The sequence below is a fragment of the Mycobacterium adipatum genome, assembly GCF_001644575.1.
GTDB classification, from domain to species: Bacteria; Actinomycetota; Actinomycetes; order Mycobacteriales; family Mycobacteriaceae; genus Mycobacterium; species Mycobacterium adipatum.
The window spans coordinates 4,739,936-4,757,505 of record NZ_CP015596.1 but is presented as its reverse complement, the minus strand read 5'-3'; the positions used below and the strand labels follow the sequence as shown (position 1 = coordinate 4,757,505).

Below are 17,570 nucleotides of genomic sequence, written 5' to 3'. Positions count from 1 at the left end.
AACGTTCTGGGTGAGACGCCGGCTTCTGCGGCGATGTCCTCGGTGCGGACCGCCGCGACGCCCCGTTCGACGGCCCGTCGCGATACATCTCCTCGAGTCGCACGGACTCGCCGCTTTCGCTCACCTGGCGGGCAAATCCGAGTGCGCCGTGAATCTGGATCGCTTCGCGGACAAGATCGTTGGCCAACCGGGTGCCGTAGGCCTTGGCCATCGCGGCTTCGGGTTCGGCGTTTCGTTCGCCCCGATCGAGCAGTGTGGCGGCCTTTTGATAGAGGCCGCGTGCGCATTCGATTTCGGTGGCTCGTTGTGCCATGGTGAACTGCCAGTGCTGCATCGCGCCCAGTGGTCCGCCGAACACGTGGCGGGTGCGCAGTCGATGCACGGCGAGGTCCAGTGCGGCCTGCGCGACGCCGACACCCGCGGCGCCGATGCCGACCCGGCCACGGACGAGGGCGGACAGCGCGACCGAAAGCCCGTTGCCCGCGTGGCCGAGCAGATTCGCGTGCGGGACCAGGACATCGGTGAAGACAATGTCGGCGGTGATCTGACCGCGATGACCCATTTTCAGGTCGGGGGAGCCGATCCGCACCCCCGGTGACGAGAGGTCGATCAGCAGCATGGTCGCGCGATCACTGCCGGCTCCGGCGCGCACCAGAACCGAGACCCAGCCCGCGACAACACTGTTCGTGATCCACCGCTTGCGCCCGTTGACGACGAATCCCGCCGGGGTTTCCTCGGCCACGGTCTGCATGCGCTGCGCGGTGAGATCGGAGCTGGTGTCGGGCTCGGTGGTGGCGAAGGAGAACGCGGTCTGCCCGCTGACCAACTCGGGGATCAGGCGGCGGCGCAGATCGTCGGTGGCGAAGGTGAGGGTCTGCGGCACCAGGATGCACTGCCCGTCGTAGACGCCGGCCATCGAGGAGGAGTGATACGCGATCTCCTCGGTGACGGTGCAGGTGCCGAGCATCGGGTGGCGCAGTCCTCGACCGAACTCGGGTCCGAACGGCACGGCGAACAGGCCCTCGTCGGCAAGCCCACGGAAGGCGGTCCACGGAAAGCTGTCGGAGGACTCTTCGCGCTGGCCGATCTCGCGTGCATACGGGGCCAATCGCCGTTCGACGGCGGCGCGCGCCTGGGTGCGCAGGCCGATGATCTCGTCGGGTAGCCAGACATCGTGGGTCATGCGGTCCTGGGTCCGCGGTACCGCGGGACCGATGGGCGGGGCGTCCGGGGTCGACATGGGGACTCCTTCGTGGGTTGGGCCCATCATAGCAGTCAATGTTGACTGTTTATTGGCGGAGCGGTTCGCCCAGCAGAAATGTCCGGGCGGTGCTGCGCCACAGCGCGACGTGGGGATCGGTCGCCGGATCGCGGTCGACAAAGGTGTAGGTCAGCGCGATGCCGCGCATGCTGGCGAACACCACATCGCGCATCAGGTCGAAGCGCGGGTGGCTGCTGTGCACCGGCCCGAACATGGTGGCAATCACGTTCTGGATCGCACGGCCGAGGCGGCGCTCGGCTGCGGCCACTTCGTCGCGCAGCGCCGCGTCGGTACGTGCGGCCGACCACAGCTCCATTGCGGCCCAGAAGTACGGTTGTCGAAAAGTGCTCCACAGCTGGGCAATTGCATGATCGATCCGTGCCGGGCCGCCAGGGTCGGGATCATCTGCGCGCTCAAACCAATGCTCCATCTCGGCGATACGTTCGCTGGCGAGATGATGTGCGGCGGCAACCAGCACCGCGTCCCTTGAGGGAAAGTGGTGCAGCAGTCGTCCGCGGGTGACACCCGCGCGTTCCTGGATGGCCACCGTGGTGGTGCCGTTGTAGCCGCGTTCGACGAGAATGTCGACGGCCGCATCGAGAATCAGTGTCCGACTGTCGGCGCGACGGCTCGCTTGGGATCTTCGGGCCGGTGCAGCGGCGGCTTTCATTTACGCATCGTAGCCGGTGTACCTCGCATTTGCGGTCAGTGCAGACGGTTAGTTGTCTGACATGGTGTGGATTCGGGCGGCTTCCGTCCCGCATTGTTGTCTGCTCGCATCCGGTGCGAAACATGTCCAGAGTGGGTACCCCAGCTCGTCGGCACAGGGCCGCGCGGAAACGGGAGGTCACGATGCTGGGTTGGCTCGATCGCGTTCAGCAGCGCAGCCGCGCGGCCGGATTCGCCATCGCCGTCGTCTACAAGTACATCGACGACCAGGCCAATTACCTCGCCGCATTGATCACCTACTACGCCTTCGTCTCGCTGTTCCCGCTGTTGCTCCTGCTCACCACCGCGCTCGGGGTGGTGCTGCGCGACCGGCCGGAATGGCGCGAGCAGATCGTCGATTCCGCGCTCAGCCAGCTGCCGCTGCTGGGCAACCAGATGAGCGAGCCCAGCGCACTCAGCGGTGGCACCACCGCCGTGGTGGTCGGCATTGTCGGCGCACTCTACGGCGGCCTCGGCGTCGGTACTGCATTGCAGAACGCGATGGACACCGTGTGGGCGGTACCCCGATACGTGCGGCCCGATCCGATCAAGGCACGGGTGCGCAGCCTCATGCTGCTGATCGTGCTGGGATCGGCGCTCATCGCCACCACGCTGCTCACCGCGGTCGGCAAGAACTGGTCCGATCTCGGGTTCATCGGCACCGTCGCGATCGTGGTCGCGTCGTTGCTGCTGAACACCGGGGTATGCGTCGCCGCGTTCCGGGTCACCACCGTCCGGCCGTTGACGGTCCTGCAGGTCCTGCCGGGAGCGGTCGTCGCGGCGGTGCTGTGGCAGATGCTGCAGTGGTTCGGCGCCGGCTACGTGTCCTCGGTCGTCGCGTCGGCCAGCGTGACCAACAGCGTGTTCGCAATCGTGCTGGGGCTGCTGGCCTTCCTTTATCTGGTCGGCACCTCACTGTTGGTGTGCGCCCAGATCAACGCGGTGCGGGTGGACCGGCTGCACCCACGCGCGCTGCTCACCCCGTTCACCGACAACGTCGACCTGACTCCAGCGGACCGGCGGGTCTATGCCGGTCAGGCAGAAGCGCAGCAGGCCAAGGGATTTCAGCGGGTGGACGTCAGTTTCCACGCTACCGATGTCGCTGACGACGTTTCCCGAGTCGGTGACGGGGGTATTGCCGGGACGAATCAGGAGAGGGGAGGGCGCTTGTGAGCGTCACGGCACGGGCACGATCTGCGGCGCGTTTCGGCGTGAAGGTGCAGCGCAGGGTCGTGATCGTCCAACTGCTGTGGTGGCCCACGCTGCTGGTGGCCGGCCTCGCGATCGGCACCGCCACAGTGGTCGCGGTCAAACGTCGCGGCAGCGCCGGCGCCGCCCCGGAATCGGTCACCGCAGCGGCGCCGGGCGTTCACCCGGCGCGCGACCGCCCACATCTTTAGGCTGAGATCGTGTCAGTGCCGACGCGTGTGGCGCCGCCGTCTCCGGTCTGTTCCGGGAACGGCCGCGGGTATCGGCATCGACGTGAGGAATGACCATGGGGGAGCGGCTGTCGACCGGCTTCGAGGACGCGGGGTGGGATTTCGCGCCCTGGGATGAGGAGCCGCACTTCTCGCCCGGCGAGTTGAGCATCGTGTTGGATCCGCTGTTGACGGCGGCCGAAGCGGCAGAACGGGTGGGCTGTGCGAAACGGGATGTGCTGAGATTGCGCCGCACCTTCTAGGAGTGCGCCGTGGCCGCGCGGACGGTAGACGGTGAAGAATCGCGTCATGGACATCGGTGGCATGAACAAGGTCGTCGTGATCACCGGAGCCGGCAGCGGTATCGGACGGGCCACCGCCGCCACCCTGCTCGGTGCCGGGCATCGGGTCGTGCTCGCGGGCCGGCGCCCCGACCAACTCGCCGAGACGGCCCACGGGCATCCGAACGCTCTGGTCGTGCCCACCGATGTCGGTGACTCGGCGTCGGTGCGGGCCCTGTTCGAGCGGGCGGTGTCGGCCTTCGGCCGTCGACGTGTTGTTCAACAACGCCGGGGTGTTCGGCCCGGCCGCGTCGATCGCCGGTATCGACGACGAGCAATGGCATGCCGTGTGGCGCACCAATGTCGACGGGGCGCTGTTCTGCGCGCGGGAAGCCACGCGCGTCATGTCCGACCAGCTGCCGCGCGGCGGCCGGATCATCAACAACGGGTCGCTGGCCGCGCACCGGCCTCGCCCGAACACGCTGGCCTATGTGGTGACCAAGCACGCCGTCAGCGGTCTGACGGCGTCGATGCTGCTCGACCTGCGCGACCTGGACATCGACGTGACCCAGATTGACATCGGCAACGCCGCGACCGAAATGACCAGTGGTTTCACCGCCGAACCGACGATCGATGTGCGGCATGTGGCCGACACGATCGCCCATATCGTGGGTCTCCCGGTGGACGTCTCGGTGCCCACCGTCACGGTGATGGCGCGCGGTATGCGCTACGTCGGACGCGGCTGATGGCCGAGCCGTGCTGGGTGGTGAACTGCTCGATACTGCTGACCGACGTGCCGCTGCTGCACCGCCCGCAGGCGGCCCGCGATGCCGGATTCGGGGCGGTCGAGTTCTGGTGGCCGTTCGAGCAGCCGGTACCCGGTGACGCCGAGGTCGATGTCTTCATCCGGTCGATCGCCGACGCGGGGGTGCGGCTGACGGCGCTGAACTTCGCGGGCGGCGATATGGCCGCGGGGGAGCGCGGACTGCTCTCCGATCCCGCGCGTCGACAGCTGTTCCGCGACAACGCCGACATCGCCTTCGGCATCGCCGAACGCCTGGGCACCAAGGCGTTCAACGCGCTCTACGGCAATCGACTCGACGGCGTGACCGCGCAGGCGCACGACGAGACGGCCATCGCCAACCTCGAACACGTCGGCCGGCTGGCCGAACGCCTCGCCGCGGTCATTCTCCTGGAGCCGCTCAGCGGCGTTCCCGACTATCCGCTGCGCACGGCCACCGATGCGCTCGCGGTCATCGACCGCGTCGGCGCCGGCTCGATACGGCTGCTGGCCGACCTGTATCACCTCGGCGTCAACGGCGACGATATCGACGCCGTGATCGATTCCCACATCGATCGCATCGGGCACGTGCAGATCGCGGATGCCCCGGGCCGCGGCGCCCCGGGCACCGGCACTCTGGATATCGGCCGGCACCTACGCCGGCTGGGGGAACGCGGCTACCGGGGAAACGTCAGCCTGGAGTACCGCGCCGACGGCCCGGACCCGTTCGGATGGCTTCCACCGTCCCGCCGCGGCGGTGCGTGGCAGCCGCTGACATAGCTCAGAGCCGGCACCCTGCGGGCACCGGCTCTGGTCATCGGTATTCGGGATCAGGTCAGCGAACCGAGTCTTCGAACTCGTAACGCTGCGCCACCGCGATCAGTTCTTCACGAACCGTCGAGTCGGGCATTGCGTTGATCCGCGCGTACAGGCGACGCCGATTGTTGGCGCGCTTGATGTTGTCGCGAAACTGCGCAAGGGACATTCTTCTCACTCCTTGAGTGCCCTGGGTCACAGGGACTTGGGTTGCTATCTGGTGTGCCAGTCGGGGATCACCCGATCTGTGCAACGCCTCCATCGTCGGTGTTAATTCTGTGTAAAGCAATCTATTTTGTGTGAGATCGGCGACAGCTCAGCCGCATTGGCTCGGCCGAAGTGCTCGGCGTCACATCGAGACCCGATTGTGCGCCAGTTGCGTGTCGTATGTCGGACACGGCGTGTCCTATCGGCACATGTGTGACACTGTCGGCGGCCGGGCCGGACGGAGGGGTCGATGAGTGCGCTGCTACGCGCCGTGCGTCAACAGCGCGGCATGACGTTGGAAGAGCTCGCCGCCAAGACCGAGCTGACCAAGAGCTATCTGTCGAAGATCGAGCGTCAGCGGTCGACACCGTCGATTGCGGTCGCCATGCGGCTGGCGCGTGCGCTGGACGTCGACGTGGCGCAACTGTTCGCCGACGACCAGTCCGCGGGGGCTCTGGTGGTGGACCGCGTCGAGGGGCGCGACGACAGTCGTTATCACGCCGTCGCAGCGTCCATGCTCGGGAAGGCGATGTCTCCGTTCATCGTCCGTCCCACACAGAAGTTCGCCGAGCACCCGCACCCGGCGCATGCCGGCCAAGAGTTGGTATTCGTGCACGCCGGCGTGGTCGAACTTCGGCTCGGTGACCAGTTGGTGCCCCTCGAATCCGGCGATTGCGTGTACTTCGATTCGTCGATCCCGCATCAGCTTCGCCAGCGGGGTAGTGCGCGTAGTGAAGTGCTGGTGGTCGTGCACGCCGGGTACGCCCGCAACCGCTGAGGCCTCCCGCATCGTCGGCGATGTCCCTTTTCGCGCCCTGTCGCAGGCATGGCTGACTGCGCGTTGCGTCGGCTCCTGCCGGGCATTGACGATAGGACACAAAGTGTCCTAAAGTCGCCTCAGTGTCCTACTGCGGCGAAAGGTTGACCAGATGACAACGACCCTCGGTGACTCCAAAGAGGTCCTGATGCAGCGCGCCCTCGAGGATCTGGCCACCCATATCGCAGAGTCCACGTTGACGACTCGGCAGAAGGTGGCTCTGACCTGTCGGGCGCTGTTCGATGCCGGGCACGATTCGGGTCTTGCCGGCCAGATCACCGCCCGCGCCGAGCGGCCGGGCACCTATTACACGCAGCGTCTGGGTTTGGGATTCGACGAGATCACCGACGCCAACCTGTTGCTGGTCGACGAAGACCTCACGGTGCTGGACGGCACAGGAATGGCCAACCCGGCCAACAGGTTCCACTCCTGGATCTACCGCGCACGGCCTGATGTGCAGTGCATCGTGCACACGCATCCATTTCACGTCGCGGCACTGTCCATGCTGGAGGTGCCGCTGATGGTCTCGCAGATGGATATCGCTCCGCTGTACGACGACTGCGCATTTCTCGCAGAGTGGCCCGGTGTGCCGGTGGGCAACGAGGAGGGCGAGATCATCAGCGCGGCACTGGGGGACAAGAAGGCCATTCTGCTCGCCCACCACGGCCATGTCGTCGCCGGCGCCAGCGTGGAGGAAGCGTGCTCGCTGGCCATGCTCATCGAGCGTGGCGCCGAACTGCAGCTGGCGGCCATGGCGGCCGGTGACATCGCCGAGCTGCCTCCGCGGCTGGCCCGCGAAGCCCACGACTGGACCCTGCGCCCCAAGCGCAGCGAGGCCAACTTCGCCTACTACGCGCGCCGCGCGTTCCATAACCACCCCGATGCGCTGTCCAACTGAACCCGGAGGAACGAGATATGAACAGCAAAGAGATTCACGGCATCCTGGCCTACCCCGTCACGCCGTTCACCGCCGAGGGCGACGTGGACACCGGCAGGCTCGCCTCGCTCGTCGAGCAGCTGGTGGCCGACGGCGCCCACGGGATCGTCCCGCTGGGCAGCACGGGGGAGTCCGCGTACCTCACCGAAGCTGAGTTCGATGCCGTCGTCGACACCACCATCGGGGTGGTGGCCGACCGGGTGCCCGTGGTCATCGGCGCCTCGGATCTCACCACCGCCAACACCATCCGCCGGGCTCGCTATGCCGAACGGGCCGGAGCCGACGCGGTCATGGTGCTGCCGATCTCCTACTGGAAACTCTCCGAGCGCGAGATCGCCCAGCACTATGCGACGATCGGCGCCGGAATCGGCATCCCGATCATGGTGTACAACAACCCCGCCACCAGCGGCATCGACATGCGTCCTGAACTGCTGGTGCAGATGTTCACCGATATCGACAATGTCACGATGGTCAAGGAATCCACCGGCGACCTGGCCCGTATGCAGCGCATCGGCGAACTCAGCGGTGGTCGGTTGCCGTGCTACAACGGCAGCAACCCGATGGTGCTCGATGCATTCAACGCCGGCGCCAAGGGGTGGTGCACCGCGGCCCCGAACCTACGTCCGCAGCCGTGTCTCGACCTCTATGCCGCCCTGCGCGCCGGGAATCAATCCCGGGCCGAAGCGATCTACCAGGACCTGCGTCCGCTGCTGGAGTTCATCGTCGCCGGGGGACTCCCGACGACGGTCAAGGGTGGTCTGGACGTCCTCGGTCGAGGTGCCGGTGTACCGCGGCCGCCGCTGCTGCCGCTCGACGAGAGCGGGCGGGACGAGCTGAAGCGGCTGCTGCTCACGACGTGAGCGGCTGCCCGGTCCGCAGCGTCAGCAGGGTGATCTCGCTGGGCGCGAACACCCGGAACGGCGGACCCCAGAAGCCGGTGCCACGACTGGTGTAGAGCTGGGTGCGCTGCCCGTGCGCACTCAGCCCCTGCACCACCGGCTGGTCGAGTCGCACCAGGAAATTGAAGGGCCAGATCTGCCCGCCGTGGGTGTGCCCGGAGATCTGCAGATCCACCCCGGCGGCCACCGCCTGCGCCACCTGCTTGGGCTGATGGGCGAGCAGCAGTACCGGCAGCGCGGGGTCGGCGCCCGAGAGCGCCGTCGCGAGATCCTCACCGTGCCCGTGCACCCCGGAACCCTCGGCGGTGGCGTCGTCCACCCCGGCGACCACCAGTCGGTCACCGCCGCGCTCGACGACGATGTGCCGATTGTGCAGTGCCGACCAACCGATGCTCTCCATGTAATCCAGCCAGCCCTGAGCCTCGCTGAAGTACTCGTGGTTGCCGGTGACGTACACCCGCGCCGATGCGGCTCGCACCGACGCCAACGGACTGGCCTGGTTGCGGCGCATTGCCACGGTGCCGTCCGCGATATCGCCGACGTGGCAGACGATATCGGCGTCGAGATCGTTGACCCGCTCGACGACCGCGGCCGACCACCGCGCCCGGTCCAGTGGGCCGTAGTGGGTGTCGGTGATCATCGCCACGCGCAGGCCGTCCAGGGCGGAGCCCAATCGGGGGACGTGCACCTGCACCGGCCGGATCCGCGGCACCCGCATCGCCTCGACGTGGCCCCAGCCCAGCAGGACCGCCGAGACCACGAGCACCGTCACCGCGACCAGCCGGGACCGCAACGGATCCTCGATCCCGGCGGCCAGCAGGAACAGGCCCGTCACGTTGCCGAGCACCGACCACACGAACAGCACCCACACCGTGCCCAGCAGCGCGTCACCGACCGCCGACGGCAGATCGCGGTGTTTCCCGTGGCCGGTGAACATCAGCGCCGGCAGCGCCACCAACGCGGCGGCGAACAGCAGGGATCCGGCGATCAGCACCGGCCGCGGCCACGCCGGGCCGGCCACCAGGGTCCACCACGGGATGCCGAACAGCAGGACCAGGACAACCGTCACTACCGCGGTGCGGCGCCAGGGTGCGCCGGTCCGGCGCGGTGGGTGTGCGGCTTCTTCGACTACGTCGGCAGGATTGTCGGTCATCACACCTCGATCGCGTACAGGGTCACTGTCAACGACGGTACCGACGGCGGGGACTCACCCCGGCAGTGTCTCGCCACCGATCGGCGCGAGCACTTCACCGCTGTAATACGACGACAGCCGTCCCGCGGCGAAGAACACGTAGGACGGTGCGATCTCGTCGGGCTCGGCGGCGCGGCCCATGGGCGCTTGTTCGCCGAAGCTCGCGGTCTTCTCGGCGTCCATGGTGGCCGGGATCAAGGGTGTCCACACCGGCCCGGGCGCAACACAATTGACGCGGATGCCGCGATCGCTGAGGGCCTGAGACAGGGAGTACGTCAGGGCGATGACCGCCCCCTTGGTCGCCGAGTAGTCGATGAGCGACTTGTTGCCCCGCAGCCCGTTGATGGACGCGGTGTTGATGATCGCACCGCTAGGCGTCAGAAGAGGTAGCGCCGCCTTCGTCACGTGGAAGAAGCTGTCGATGTTCACCGCGAACGTGCGGCGCCACTGCTCATCGGTCAATTCGGCGAAATCGTCCACCGGGGATTGGTAGGCCACATTGTTGACCAGGATCTCGATTCCCCCGAGTGCGGTGACGGTATCGGCGACGACCGCGCGGCAGTGCGCCGCGTCGGCCAGGTCACCGGGTAGTGCGACCCCCCGCCGGCCCTGCGCTTCCACCAGGCTCACCGTGTGGTCGGCGTCATCGGTCTCATCGAGGTAGGCGATCGAAACGTCGGCGCCTTCCTTGGCGAAGGCCACGGCGACCGCCCGCCCGATCCCGGAATCGCCGCCGGTGATCAGTGCGCGTTTGCCGGCGAGCAGATCCCGGCCGAGGTAGTCGGCCATCTCGTCACGCGGACGACGCTCCATCTGATCGGTATGTCCCGGATACGGGATCGTGCCGTGCGGTGCTGGATCGGCGGGCATCGACATGGTGGCTCCTGACGGTGTGCGGTGGGCTCACGCTCGGGAACAGTGGGACTACCCGCGGTCGGCGGCACGTGAAACGCGTGAGTTGGCGGGTCCGGCGAGGCTCGGCCGACGAGAAAATTTCTGGCACTCGCGGGTTTCGAGTGCTAAATTCGGATGTGCACAGTGCGGGATCGCTCGCCGACCGGCGGGCTCCGGAAAGCGAGGAGGTGGATTGCTGTGCTCCGTTTCGATCCGTTCGGTGATGTTGCCGGCCGCCAGGCGCCCACGAGCCAGATGGGCTCCGGCCGCGTGCCCCGTTTCATGCCCATGGACCTGTACAAGGTCGATGACCACTATGTGCTCACTGCTGATTTGCCCGGCGTGGACCCCGGTTCGGTGGACGTCACCGTCGACAACGGGACCATGACCCTGACCGCGCATCGCAGCGCGCGCTCCGACGAGGCGGTCCAGTGGCTGTCCAATGAGCGATTCTCCGGTACCTACCGCCGGCAGTTGTCTCTGGGCGAAGGCGTGGACTGCTCGCGCATCTCGGCCACCTACGAGAACGGTGTCCTGACCGTGAGCATCCCGCTCGCCGAGCGGGCCAAGCCGCGCCGCGTCAATGTGGCGCATGCCGGAACCGCCACCACCATCGATTCGACCACGGTCGATCCGGGCTAGCCGGGCCGACGGTGCGCGGCTGCCGCCCGTGGCGGTGGCCGCGCACAGCGGCCTCGCCGGTGGCACGTGAGACGGGATGCGGGAATGGCGACATGCGATGAATCCGATTGTTCAGCAGGGGAACTGGCGATTGCCGGTTGCCAGCCCCAGCAGGTGGGCTGGTATCGGTACTACTTCGCCGACGAGCGCTGGGACTGGTCGCCCGAGGTCGAGATGCTGCACGGGTACGAGCCCGGAACCTCGCGACCCACGACCGAACTTGTGCTGAAGCACAAGCACCCCGACGACCTGGAGTTGGTCACGGCGTCGTTGTCGGGGATTCGGCACAGTCGTGCCCCATTCAGTACGCGGCACCGAATCATCACCGTGGCCAACGATATTCGTGAAGTCGTGGTCATCGGTGAGCAGATGCGAGACGATGCCGGACAGGTGATCGGCGCGCAGGGTTTCTACATCGACGTCACCCCCGACGCGCAGGTCCGCGACGCCGCCATCACCGAGGCGGTCTCCGAGATCGCCAATCATCGGGCCGCCATCGAGCAGGTCAAGGGCATCCTGCGGATGGTCTACCGCATCGATTCCGAGGCCGCTTTCGGACTGCTCAAATGGCGTTCTCAGGAGACCAACGTCAAACTCCGGGCGCTGGCCGAGCAACTGATGAGCGACTTCACCGCGTTGGGTGGCGGTGAATCCTTGCCCCCCCGAACGACGTTCGACACCCTGTTGATGACGGCGCATCAGCGGCTGGGCGGTGCGCCCCGGCAGGTGGGATAGCCGAACCCGTTTTCCGCCCTCCGGCGACAAAAGTGGACGACAAAAGGGTGCGCCCCGTCCGACGCTGGACGGGACGCACCGGACTCAGCGCGTCGGCTAGTCGGCCGCCTCGGCGCTGGCCTGCCGGGCCTCGGCGGCGCTCGCGGCCGCCCGGGCGGCGTCGGCCTGGGCTTCCTTCTTGGCGACATCGCGCTGGGCCTCGGCCTTGTCCTGCTGGGCCCTGCCCTCTTCACGTAGGGAGTCGTTGTCGGTCACGATGCCGATGACTTCCTTGGCTTTGCCTTTGACGTCTTCGACGACACCACTCACTGCGTTCTCAGGACCGCTGTCAGCCATGTTGATTCCTTTCAGAAGAGGGGATTACCGCTGTTGGGGGGATACCCGGATGGTCGAGATATCAACATCGATGTGACCGGAGCCACCACGGCGGCAGCGTGCCGATCGAATATTCGGAACGCCCCCGGGAAACACACCGGGGCCGTTCCGTGCGCCTGGAGCTACCCGCTCCGCAAAGTTTGTGGGTGGCGTGCCGCGGATGATCGCGCGCGCCGAGCCTGCCGCGCGACGATGGGCCCCGCAGGCCGCGGGACCCATCGTGCGCGGTGCGGGCTTACTTGGTGTTTTCCGCCGCTTCCTGGCGTGCCTCGGCAGCCCCGGCGGCACCGCGGGCGGCCTCCGCTTCGGCTTCCTTCTTCGCGACATCGCGCTGAGCGTCGGCCTTGTCCTGCTGGGCTTTGCCCTCTTCGCGCAGGCTGTCGTTGTCGGTCACCGTGCCGGCGACCTCCTTGGCCTTGCCCTTGAGGTCTTCGACAATGCCGCTCACTGCATTCTCTGGTCCGCTGTCAGCCATGGGGTTCCTCCCGGTCGATGTTCAACGCTGCCGCCGTTATTACCCATCGACCGGGCGGTTCAATCATCGACTGCGCTGGATCACACCTGCATGCGCGACCCGATCAGGATCGTGCGGTCCTGGGGCAGGTTGAAGTAGCCGGCGGCATCGGCGGTGAGCAACGCCGTCGCCACGAACAGCCGCTTGCGCCAGCCCATCATGTCGGTGCTGTCGCCGGGGATCAGCTCCAGATGGGAGAGAAAGTAGGACGCCCGGTCCAGATCGACACCGCCCGCGGTGATCTCGGTGGGCAGCATGCGAAGCGCCGCCGGGACATCGGGTCGCTCCATATAGCCGGCGTTCACCGTGACGTGCACGATGCCGTCGTTGCGGTAGCCCAGCGCATCCACGGTGATGCGCTGATCCGGGGTGAGGCGGGGCACCGGCAGCGTCTCGACGGACACGATGATCACGTGCTCGTGCAGCACGTGATTGTGTTCGACATTGGCGCGCAGTGCCAACGGGGTGGTGTCATCGCTGCGGTTGAGAAAGACTGACGTGCCGGGCACCCGCGTCAACGGGGGCTTGCGGTCGGCCAGTTCGTCGATGAACGGACGAAGGGGTCCTTCGATCTCGCGCCGCGACGCGGTCACCAGGTGCTTGCCGCGCTGCCAGGTTGTCATCACGGTGAACGCGAACACGGCGATCACCAGCGGCACCCATGCGCCATGCACCAACTTCGTGAGGTTCGCGGCGAAGAACATCACATCCACCACGAGCAGTGCGCCCCCGCCGACCACGAGCAGGCCCAGTGGCCACTTCCATTGCTGCCGCGCGTAATAGAGAAAGAGCAGGGTGGTGATGGTGATGGTCCCGCTCACCGCCATGCCGAACGCGTAGGCCAACGCCGCCGATGTCTCGAACGCGAAGACCAAGGTGAGCACCGAGACCATCAGGGCCCAGTTGATCCACGGCACGTAGATCTGCCCGATGGCCTTCGCCGAGGTGTGCGTGATCCGCAGTCGCGGAAGATACCCGAGTTGAACGGCCTGGGACACCACCGAGAAGGCACCCGTGATCACCGCTTGGGAGGCGATCACCGTCGCGGCGGTGGCGAGCAGAACCATCGGCAGCCGCGCCCATTCCGGCGCGAGTAGGAAGAACGGCGCGCTGTGCACATTGTCGTCGCGCAGCAGCAGTGCGCCCTGGCCGAAATAGTTGAGCGTGCAGGCCGGCAGGACCAGCCCCAGCCAACCGACCACGATCGCACGGCGCCCGAAATGGCCCATATCGGCGTACAGCGCCTCGGCCCCGGTGACCGCGAGCACGATCGCCGCCAGCGCGAAGAAGGCGATGTGGAAGTGACCGCTGATGAAGCCGAGCGCATACGTCGGTGACAGTGCCGCCAGGATGCCGGGATCGGCGGCGATACCGCCGATCCCGCACGCGCCGATGGCGACGAACCACGCGATCATCACGGGCCCGAAGAACCGGCCGACCACCGCGGTGCCCTGGCGCTGCACGCTGAACAATGCCACGGTGATCACCGCGGTGATCGGCACCACCCAGTCCTTGAGGTCGGGCTCGATGGTCTTGAGCCCCTCGACCGCCGAGAGCATCGAGATGGCCGGCGTGATCATGGAGTCGCCGAAGAACAGGGCCGCCCCGAACAGTCCCAGAAAGCCGAGCGCGATCGCGGTCCGATGCCCCCGAGTACCGGCACCACGCCGCAGCAGCGTGATCAGTGCCATGATGCCGCCCTCGCCGTGGTTGTCGGCGCGCATCACCAAGGTGACGTAGGTGAAGGTGACGATCAGCATCACCGACCAGAAGATCAGCGAGACAACCCCGTACACATTCGCTTCATCGAGGGGCACCGGGTGCGGATCTGCCGGATTGAACACCGTCTGCAGCGTGTAGATGGGGCTGGTGCCGATATCGCCGAACACCACACCGAGCGCGCCGACGATCACCGCCACGCGCAGTGGGCGGACCCCTTGGACGGCCGGGCTCTGCACGGGGCGGTCTTCGAGCATGCCCTACATCATTGGTGCCAGCGCCGGATGAAGCTGCACTTCCTGCGTTTTCACCACGAAATACGCGCGTCTGCCGGGCACCAGGTCCAGATCGGCGGCCGCCGCCGCGGTGATGTCGGCGGCCAGCACGGTGGTGTCATCGCGCGGGTCGACGCCGCGCACGCGCACCGCGGCGCCCTGGATGTCGATCTCGGTGATCGTCACCTCGACAACGTTGCGCGGACTGGCGTGTGGCGCGCTCAGATGCACCGCCACCGCCGCGGGACGGAACAGCGCGATCGCGGCGGCACCGACCGGCACCTCGGAGATCCCGCATACGTCCACACCCCAGGCTGTCCGGAGGACGCCCGGTGCGGTGATCGACCCGGGCACGAGGTTGACCCCGGCGAGGGTGGCCGCGAACTCACTGCGCGGCGTGGTGAGCACCTCGCGGACCGGCCCGCCTTCCACGATGCGGCCCCGTTCCACCACGATGACCGTGTCGGCGATCGCCAGCGCGTCGAGAAGATCATGGGTGACGATGAGGGCGGTGCGGCCGGTACCGGTGAGCACCTCCCGCAGCAGTCGTCGCATCGCCGGGGTCGCGGTGACGTCCAGCGCGGCCATCGGTTCGTCGAGCAACAGCACCCGCGGTTCGGCGGCCAGCGCCCTGGCCAGGGCGACCCGTTGTGCTTGTCCGCCGGACAGTTGGCCGGGTTTGCGGGTGGCCAGGTCGCCGGCGCCGACGGTGTCCAGCCACCGCCGCGCGATCTCCCGGGTGGTGCCGCGCGCCACGCCCCGGCAGCGCGGTGCATAGCCGACGTTGGCCAGCACGCTCATGTGCGGAAACAGCATTGCCTGTTGGGACAGCATGGCCACCCCGCGGGCGTGCGGGGGTACGAACGTTCCGGCGGCTGTGTCGGTGAGGACGGTCTCACCCACGGCGATCCGTCCGGTATCGGGTTTGAGCAGCCCGGCGATCAGCGCCAGTAATGTCGACTTGCCTGCCCCGTTGGGGCCCAGCACGGCCAGCACCTCGCCGTCGGCCAGGGAGATATCGAAGGCGACGTCGCGCTGCCGCAGGTGGGCCGACACCCGTAGGCCGCTCACAGCGGGCTCGCCAGCCGTCGGGTGCCCGACACGATCACGATGACCGCCGCGACGGTGATCAGCAGCAGTGACAGCGCGACGGCGGCGTCGGCGTCGGTCTCGCGCTGCAGGTAGATCTCCAGCGGCAACGTGCGCGTCACTCCTTGCAGGGATCCGGCGAACGTCAGGGTCGCCCCGAACTCGCCGAGCGAGCGGGCGAATGCCAGCACCGCACCGGACACGAGCCCGGGAAGCACCAACGGCACGGTCACGGTGCGCAGCACGGTGGTGGGACGGGCCCCGAGGGTGGCGGCGATGTTCTCGTAGCCGGTGCCCGCCGACCGGAGCGCACCTTCGAGGCTGACGACCAGGAACGGCAACGAGACAAAGGACTGAGCGAGCACCACGGCGGTGGTCGAGAAGGCGATCCGGATGCCCCAGAGGTCGAAGTGGGCACCGAGCAGGCCCTGCCGGCCGAAGGTGTAGAGCAACGCGATGCCGCCCACGACGGGGGGTAGCACCAGCGGCAGCAGGACCAGCGCCCGCAGCACCGACAGGCCGTGAAATTGGCTGCGCGCCAGCACCATCGCCATCGGCACCCCGAGCAGGATGCAAACCAGCGTGCTGGCGGCTGCGGTCTTGAGGCTCAACACCAGGGCCGCCCGCGACGATTCGGAGCTGACGAGGGGGAGAAAATTCGGCCAGTCGATCTTGAGCAGAATCGCGATCAGCGGCACGATCACGAACAGCGCGCCGAGTGTCGCGGGAAGGTAGATCCAGCCGGGCAGCCCGACCTGGACCACCGACTGCCCGCGCCGCTGCGATCTCACGAGGTGCCGAAGCCCGCCGCCGAAAGCACATCCTTGCCGGTCGGTCCGGTCACGAGTCCGATGAACTGTTGTGCTGCGGTGGGATTGGTGGAGTCGGCCAGCGCCGCTATCGGGTAGGTGTTCACCGCTGCGGCGGAGTCGGGAAACGGCACGGTCGCCACCTTGTCACCCGCACCGGCCGCATCGGTCACGTACACCAGGCCGGCGTCGGCCTGTCCGGAGGTCACCTTGCCGAGCACATCGGTGACCGAGGACTCTTCGCTCACCGGTGTGAGGGTGACACCGGTTGCCCTTTCCAGTTTTTCGGTTGCCGCCCCGCACGGCACCTGTGCCGCGCACACCACCACCTGGGTGCCGGGTGCGGCGAGATCCGCGAATCGGGTTATCCCCTTCAAGTTTCCCGGCGGGGTGACGATGGTCAGGATATTGGTGGCGAACGCGACGGGGTCACCGGCGATCACGCCCGCGTCCACCGCCTTGGTCATGTTGGTGGTGTCGGCCGAGGCGAACACATCGGCCCGCGCGCCCTGGGTGAGCTGAGCGACGAGGTCCGAAGAACCGGCGAAGTTGAGGGCGACTTTGGTTCCGGGATGGTCGGATTCGAATCGGCCGGCCAGCTCGGTGAATGTTGCTTTCAACGAGGCCGCGGCAAATACGGTCACCGTGGTGGCGGTGTCTCCGGGGCGCGTCGCGTCGGTATCCGCGGAGGAACAGCCGGCCAGCAGCGCGGAGGCGCTCACTGCGGTGACGACTCCGAGCCAGGCCTTCACGATGTGCCGCCGGGAGTTTCGATGATGACGTTGGTGGCCTTGACGACGGCGACCGCGACGGCGCCGGGCTCCAGACCCAGTTGCGTGGCCGAGGCGCTGCTCATGAGGGAGACGACGGTGAACGGCCCGCACTGCATCTCGACCTCGGCCATCACGCGGTCGGCGGTCACCTTGGTGACCAGGCCGACCAGCCGGTTACGCGCCGAGCTGCTGGCGCCCGTGGGGTCGGCAGGCGGGTCGGCCTGATCGCGCACGAACGCGGCCAGCACCTCGCCGGCGATGACCTTGCGGCCCGTCTCGTCCTTGGTCGATGCGAGCGTGCCGCTGTCGATCCAGCGGCGCACGGTGTCGTCGCTGACGCCGAGCAGCACTGCCGCATCCTTCACTCGGATAATCGGCATTTGCACCTC

General features: G+C 67.3%; 20 protein-coding genes and 2 pseudogenes. 10 read left to right on the top strand and 12 right to left on the bottom strand.

Annotation, left to right across the window (positions count from 1 at the left end; genetic code table 11):
* Positions 1-76 precede the first annotated feature (76 nt).
* Together A7U43_RS22585 and A7U43_RS22580 are read right to left on the bottom strand one after the other, a co-directional pair.
* Positions 77-1,240 (bottom strand): annotated as a pseudogene (locus A7U43_RS22585) (acyl-CoA dehydrogenase family protein); the annotation flags it as partial.
* Positions 1,241-1,289: 49 nt separating this feature from the next.
* Entirely contained in the window at positions 1,290-1,931 is a 642-nt protein-coding gene (locus A7U43_RS22580) for a TetR/AcrR family transcriptional regulator (protein WP_067999571.1), read from the bottom strand.
* 182 nt (positions 1,932-2,113) lie between these two features.
* Between A7U43_RS22580 and A7U43_RS22575 the strand changes: the two genes are divergently transcribed.
* From A7U43_RS22575 to A7U43_RS22555, 5 genes and pseudogenes are all read left to right on the top strand, one after another.
* Positions 2,114-3,142, top strand: coding sequence for a YihY/virulence factor BrkB family protein (locus A7U43_RS22575; RefSeq protein ID WP_067999568.1), 1,029 nt, complete (start codon positions 2,114-2,116; stop codon positions 3,140-3,142).
* Positions 3,139-3,369: a hypothetical protein gene (locus A7U43_RS22570; protein WP_156526001.1), complete on the top strand. Its 231-nt coding sequence runs from the start codon at positions 3,139-3,141 to the stop codon at positions 3,367-3,369. Before A7U43_RS22575 ends, A7U43_RS22570 begins: the two co-directional genes overlap by 4 nt.
* Before the next feature lie 95 nt (positions 3,370-3,464).
* On the top strand, positions 3,465-3,650 hold the full coding sequence (locus tag A7U43_RS22565; protein ID WP_068003460.1) for a hypothetical protein: 186 nt from the start codon (positions 3,465-3,467) through the stop codon (positions 3,648-3,650).
* Positions 3,651-3,696: 46 nt separating this feature from the next.
* Positions 3,697-4,414: pseudogene (locus tag A7U43_RS22560) on the top strand (SDR family oxidoreductase).
* Positions 4,414-5,229, top strand: coding sequence for a hydroxypyruvate isomerase family protein (locus A7U43_RS22555; RefSeq protein ID WP_067999565.1), 816 nt, complete (start codon positions 4,414-4,416; stop codon positions 5,227-5,229). The pseudogene A7U43_RS22560 and the gene A7U43_RS22555 overlap by 1 nt, the downstream one beginning before the upstream one ends.
* Before the next feature lie 55 nt (positions 5,230-5,284).
* Here the strand turns inward: A7U43_RS22555 and A7U43_RS29835 are convergent, their stop codons facing one another.
* Positions 5,285-5,434, bottom strand: a complete 150-nt coding sequence (locus tag A7U43_RS29835; protein ID WP_156526000.1) for a hypothetical protein — start codon at positions 5,432-5,434, stop codon at positions 5,285-5,287.
* A gap of 288 nt (positions 5,435-5,722) precedes the next feature.
* Between A7U43_RS29835 and A7U43_RS22550 the strand changes: the two genes are divergently transcribed.
* From A7U43_RS22550 to A7U43_RS22540, 3 genes are all read left to right on the top strand, one after another.
* A complete protein-coding gene (locus A7U43_RS22550; protein WP_067999563.1) occupies positions 5,723-6,250 on the top strand; it encodes a helix-turn-helix domain-containing protein in 528 nt (175 codons plus the stop codon).
* 151 nt (positions 6,251-6,401) lie between these two features.
* Positions 6,402-7,187, top strand: coding sequence for an aldolase (locus A7U43_RS22545; RefSeq protein WP_067999561.1), 786 nt, complete (start codon positions 6,402-6,404; stop codon positions 7,185-7,187).
* Positions 7,188-7,204: 17 nt separating this feature from the next.
* Positions 7,205-8,086 carry a dihydrodipicolinate synthase family protein gene (locus A7U43_RS22540; RefSeq protein WP_067999559.1) on the top strand — a complete coding sequence of 294 codons (882 nt, stop codon included), beginning with the start codon at positions 7,205-7,207 and terminating at the stop codon, positions 8,084-8,086.
* On the opposite strand, the gene A7U43_RS22535 is transcribed toward A7U43_RS22540, so the two are convergent.
* The gene (locus A7U43_RS22535; RefSeq protein WP_067999557.1) at positions 8,076-9,278 is read right to left on the bottom strand and encodes a metallophosphoesterase; all 1,203 of its coding nucleotides are present in this window, start codon (positions 9,276-9,278) and stop codon (positions 8,076-8,078) included. The two genes, A7U43_RS22540 and A7U43_RS22535, sit on opposite strands and share 11 nt — an antisense overlap.
* 54 nt (positions 9,279-9,332) lie before the next feature.
* Positions 9,333-10,187, bottom strand: a complete 855-nt coding sequence (locus A7U43_RS22530) for an SDR family oxidoreductase (RefSeq protein ID WP_082902465.1) — start codon at positions 10,185-10,187, stop codon at positions 9,333-9,335.
* A 222-nt stretch (positions 10,188-10,409) separates the two neighbouring features.
* Between A7U43_RS22530 and A7U43_RS22525 the strand changes: the two genes are divergently transcribed.
* Together A7U43_RS22525 and A7U43_RS22520 are read left to right on the top strand one after the other, a co-directional pair.
* The gene (locus A7U43_RS22525; protein ID WP_067999553.1) at positions 10,410-10,853 is read left to right on the top strand and encodes an Hsp20/alpha crystallin family protein; all 444 of its coding nucleotides are present in this window, start codon (positions 10,410-10,412) and stop codon (positions 10,851-10,853) included.
* An 84-nt stretch (positions 10,854-10,937) separates the two neighbouring features.
* Positions 10,938-11,627 (top strand): PAS and ANTAR domain-containing protein, encoded by a 690-nt coding sequence (locus A7U43_RS22520; protein WP_067999550.1) that lies wholly within the window; start codon positions 10,938-10,940, stop codon positions 11,625-11,627.
* A gap of 96 nt (positions 11,628-11,723) precedes the next feature.
* Here A7U43_RS22520 and mbp1 (A7U43_RS22515) read toward each other — a convergent pair whose 3' ends face one another.
* From mbp1 (A7U43_RS22515) to A7U43_RS22485, 7 genes are all read right to left on the bottom strand, one after another.
* Complete coding sequence (gene mbp1, locus A7U43_RS22515; RefSeq protein ID WP_067999548.1) at positions 11,724-11,963, bottom strand: microaggregate-binding protein 1; 240 nt, start codon at positions 11,961-11,963, stop codon at positions 11,724-11,726.
* A 274-nt stretch (positions 11,964-12,237) separates the two neighbouring features.
* Complete coding sequence (mbp1, locus tag A7U43_RS22510; protein WP_067999547.1) at positions 12,238-12,477, bottom strand: microaggregate-binding protein 1; 240 nt, start codon at positions 12,475-12,477, stop codon at positions 12,238-12,240.
* A gap of 80 nt (positions 12,478-12,557) precedes the next feature.
* On the bottom strand, positions 12,558-14,492 hold the full coding sequence (locus A7U43_RS22505; RefSeq protein ID WP_067999545.1) for a potassium transporter Kup: 1,935 nt from the start codon (positions 14,490-14,492) through the stop codon (positions 12,558-12,560).
* A gap of 3 nt (positions 14,493-14,495) precedes the next feature.
* Positions 14,496-15,581, bottom strand: coding sequence for a sulfate/molybdate ABC transporter ATP-binding protein (locus A7U43_RS22500; RefSeq protein ID WP_067999543.1), 1,086 nt, complete (start codon positions 15,579-15,581; stop codon positions 14,496-14,498).
* Entirely contained in the window at positions 15,578-16,390 is an 813-nt protein-coding gene (locus tag A7U43_RS22495; RefSeq protein ID WP_067999541.1) for an ABC transporter permease, read from the bottom strand. The genes A7U43_RS22500 and A7U43_RS22495 overlap by 4 nt, the downstream gene beginning before the upstream one ends.
* The gene (gene modA / locus A7U43_RS22490; protein WP_418287699.1) at positions 16,387-17,163 is read right to left on the bottom strand and encodes a molybdate ABC transporter substrate-binding protein; all 777 of its coding nucleotides are present in this window, start codon (positions 17,161-17,163) and stop codon (positions 16,387-16,389) included. Before modA ends, A7U43_RS22495 begins: the two co-directional genes overlap by 4 nt.
* Positions 17,157-17,561, bottom strand: coding sequence for a TOBE domain-containing protein (locus A7U43_RS22485; protein WP_067999537.1), 405 nt, complete (start codon positions 17,559-17,561; stop codon positions 17,157-17,159). Before A7U43_RS22485 ends, modA begins: the two co-directional genes overlap by 7 nt.
* Positions 17,562-17,570 lie beyond the last annotated feature (9 nt).

Coding starts and splice junctions, on each gene's coding strand:
- A7U43_RS22485 (WP_067999537.1), bottom strand. CDS start 17,561: ATGCCGATTATCCGAGTGAAGGATGCGGCAGTGCTGCTCGGCGTCAGC.
- A7U43_RS22550 (WP_067999563.1), top strand. CDS start 5,723: ATGAGTGCGCTGCTACGCGCCGTGCGTCAACAGCGCGGCATGACGTTG.
- A7U43_RS29835 (WP_156526000.1), bottom strand. CDS start 5,434: ATGTCCCTTGCGCAGTTTCGCGACAACATCAAGCGCGCCAACAATCGG.
- mbp1 (WP_067999547.1), bottom strand. CDS start 12,477: ATGGCTGACAGCGGACCAGAGAATGCAGTGAGCGGCATTGTCGAAGAC.
- A7U43_RS22580 (WP_067999571.1), bottom strand. CDS start 1,931: ATGAAAGCCGCCGCTGCACCGGCCCGAAGATCCCAAGCGAGCCGTCGC.
- mbp1 (WP_067999548.1), bottom strand. CDS start 11,963: ATGGCTGACAGCGGTCCTGAGAACGCAGTGAGTGGTGTCGTCGAAGAC.
- A7U43_RS22565 (WP_068003460.1), top strand. CDS start 3,465: ATGGGGGAGCGGCTGTCGACCGGCTTCGAGGACGCGGGGTGGGATTTC.
- A7U43_RS22535 (WP_067999557.1), bottom strand. CDS start 9,278: ATGACCGACAATCCTGCCGACGTAGTCGAAGAAGCCGCACACCCACCG.
- A7U43_RS22575 (WP_067999568.1), top strand. CDS start 2,114: ATGCTGGGTTGGCTCGATCGCGTTCAGCAGCGCAGCCGCGCGGCCGGA.
- A7U43_RS22555 (WP_067999565.1), top strand. CDS start 4,414: ATGGCCGAGCCGTGCTGGGTGGTGAACTGCTCGATACTGCTGACCGAC.
- A7U43_RS22520 (WP_067999550.1), top strand. CDS start 10,938: ATGGCGACATGCGATGAATCCGATTGTTCAGCAGGGGAACTGGCGATT.
- A7U43_RS22540 (WP_067999559.1), top strand. CDS start 7,205: ATGAACAGCAAAGAGATTCACGGCATCCTGGCCTACCCCGTCACGCCG.
- A7U43_RS22530 (WP_082902465.1), bottom strand. CDS start 10,187: ATGCCCGCCGATCCAGCACCGCACGGCACGATCCCGTATCCGGGACAT.
- A7U43_RS22505 (WP_067999545.1), bottom strand. CDS start 14,492: ATGCTCGAAGACCGCCCCGTGCAGAGCCCGGCCGTCCAAGGGGTCCGC.
- A7U43_RS22545 (WP_067999561.1), top strand. CDS start 6,402: ATGACAACGACCCTCGGTGACTCCAAAGAGGTCCTGATGCAGCGCGCC.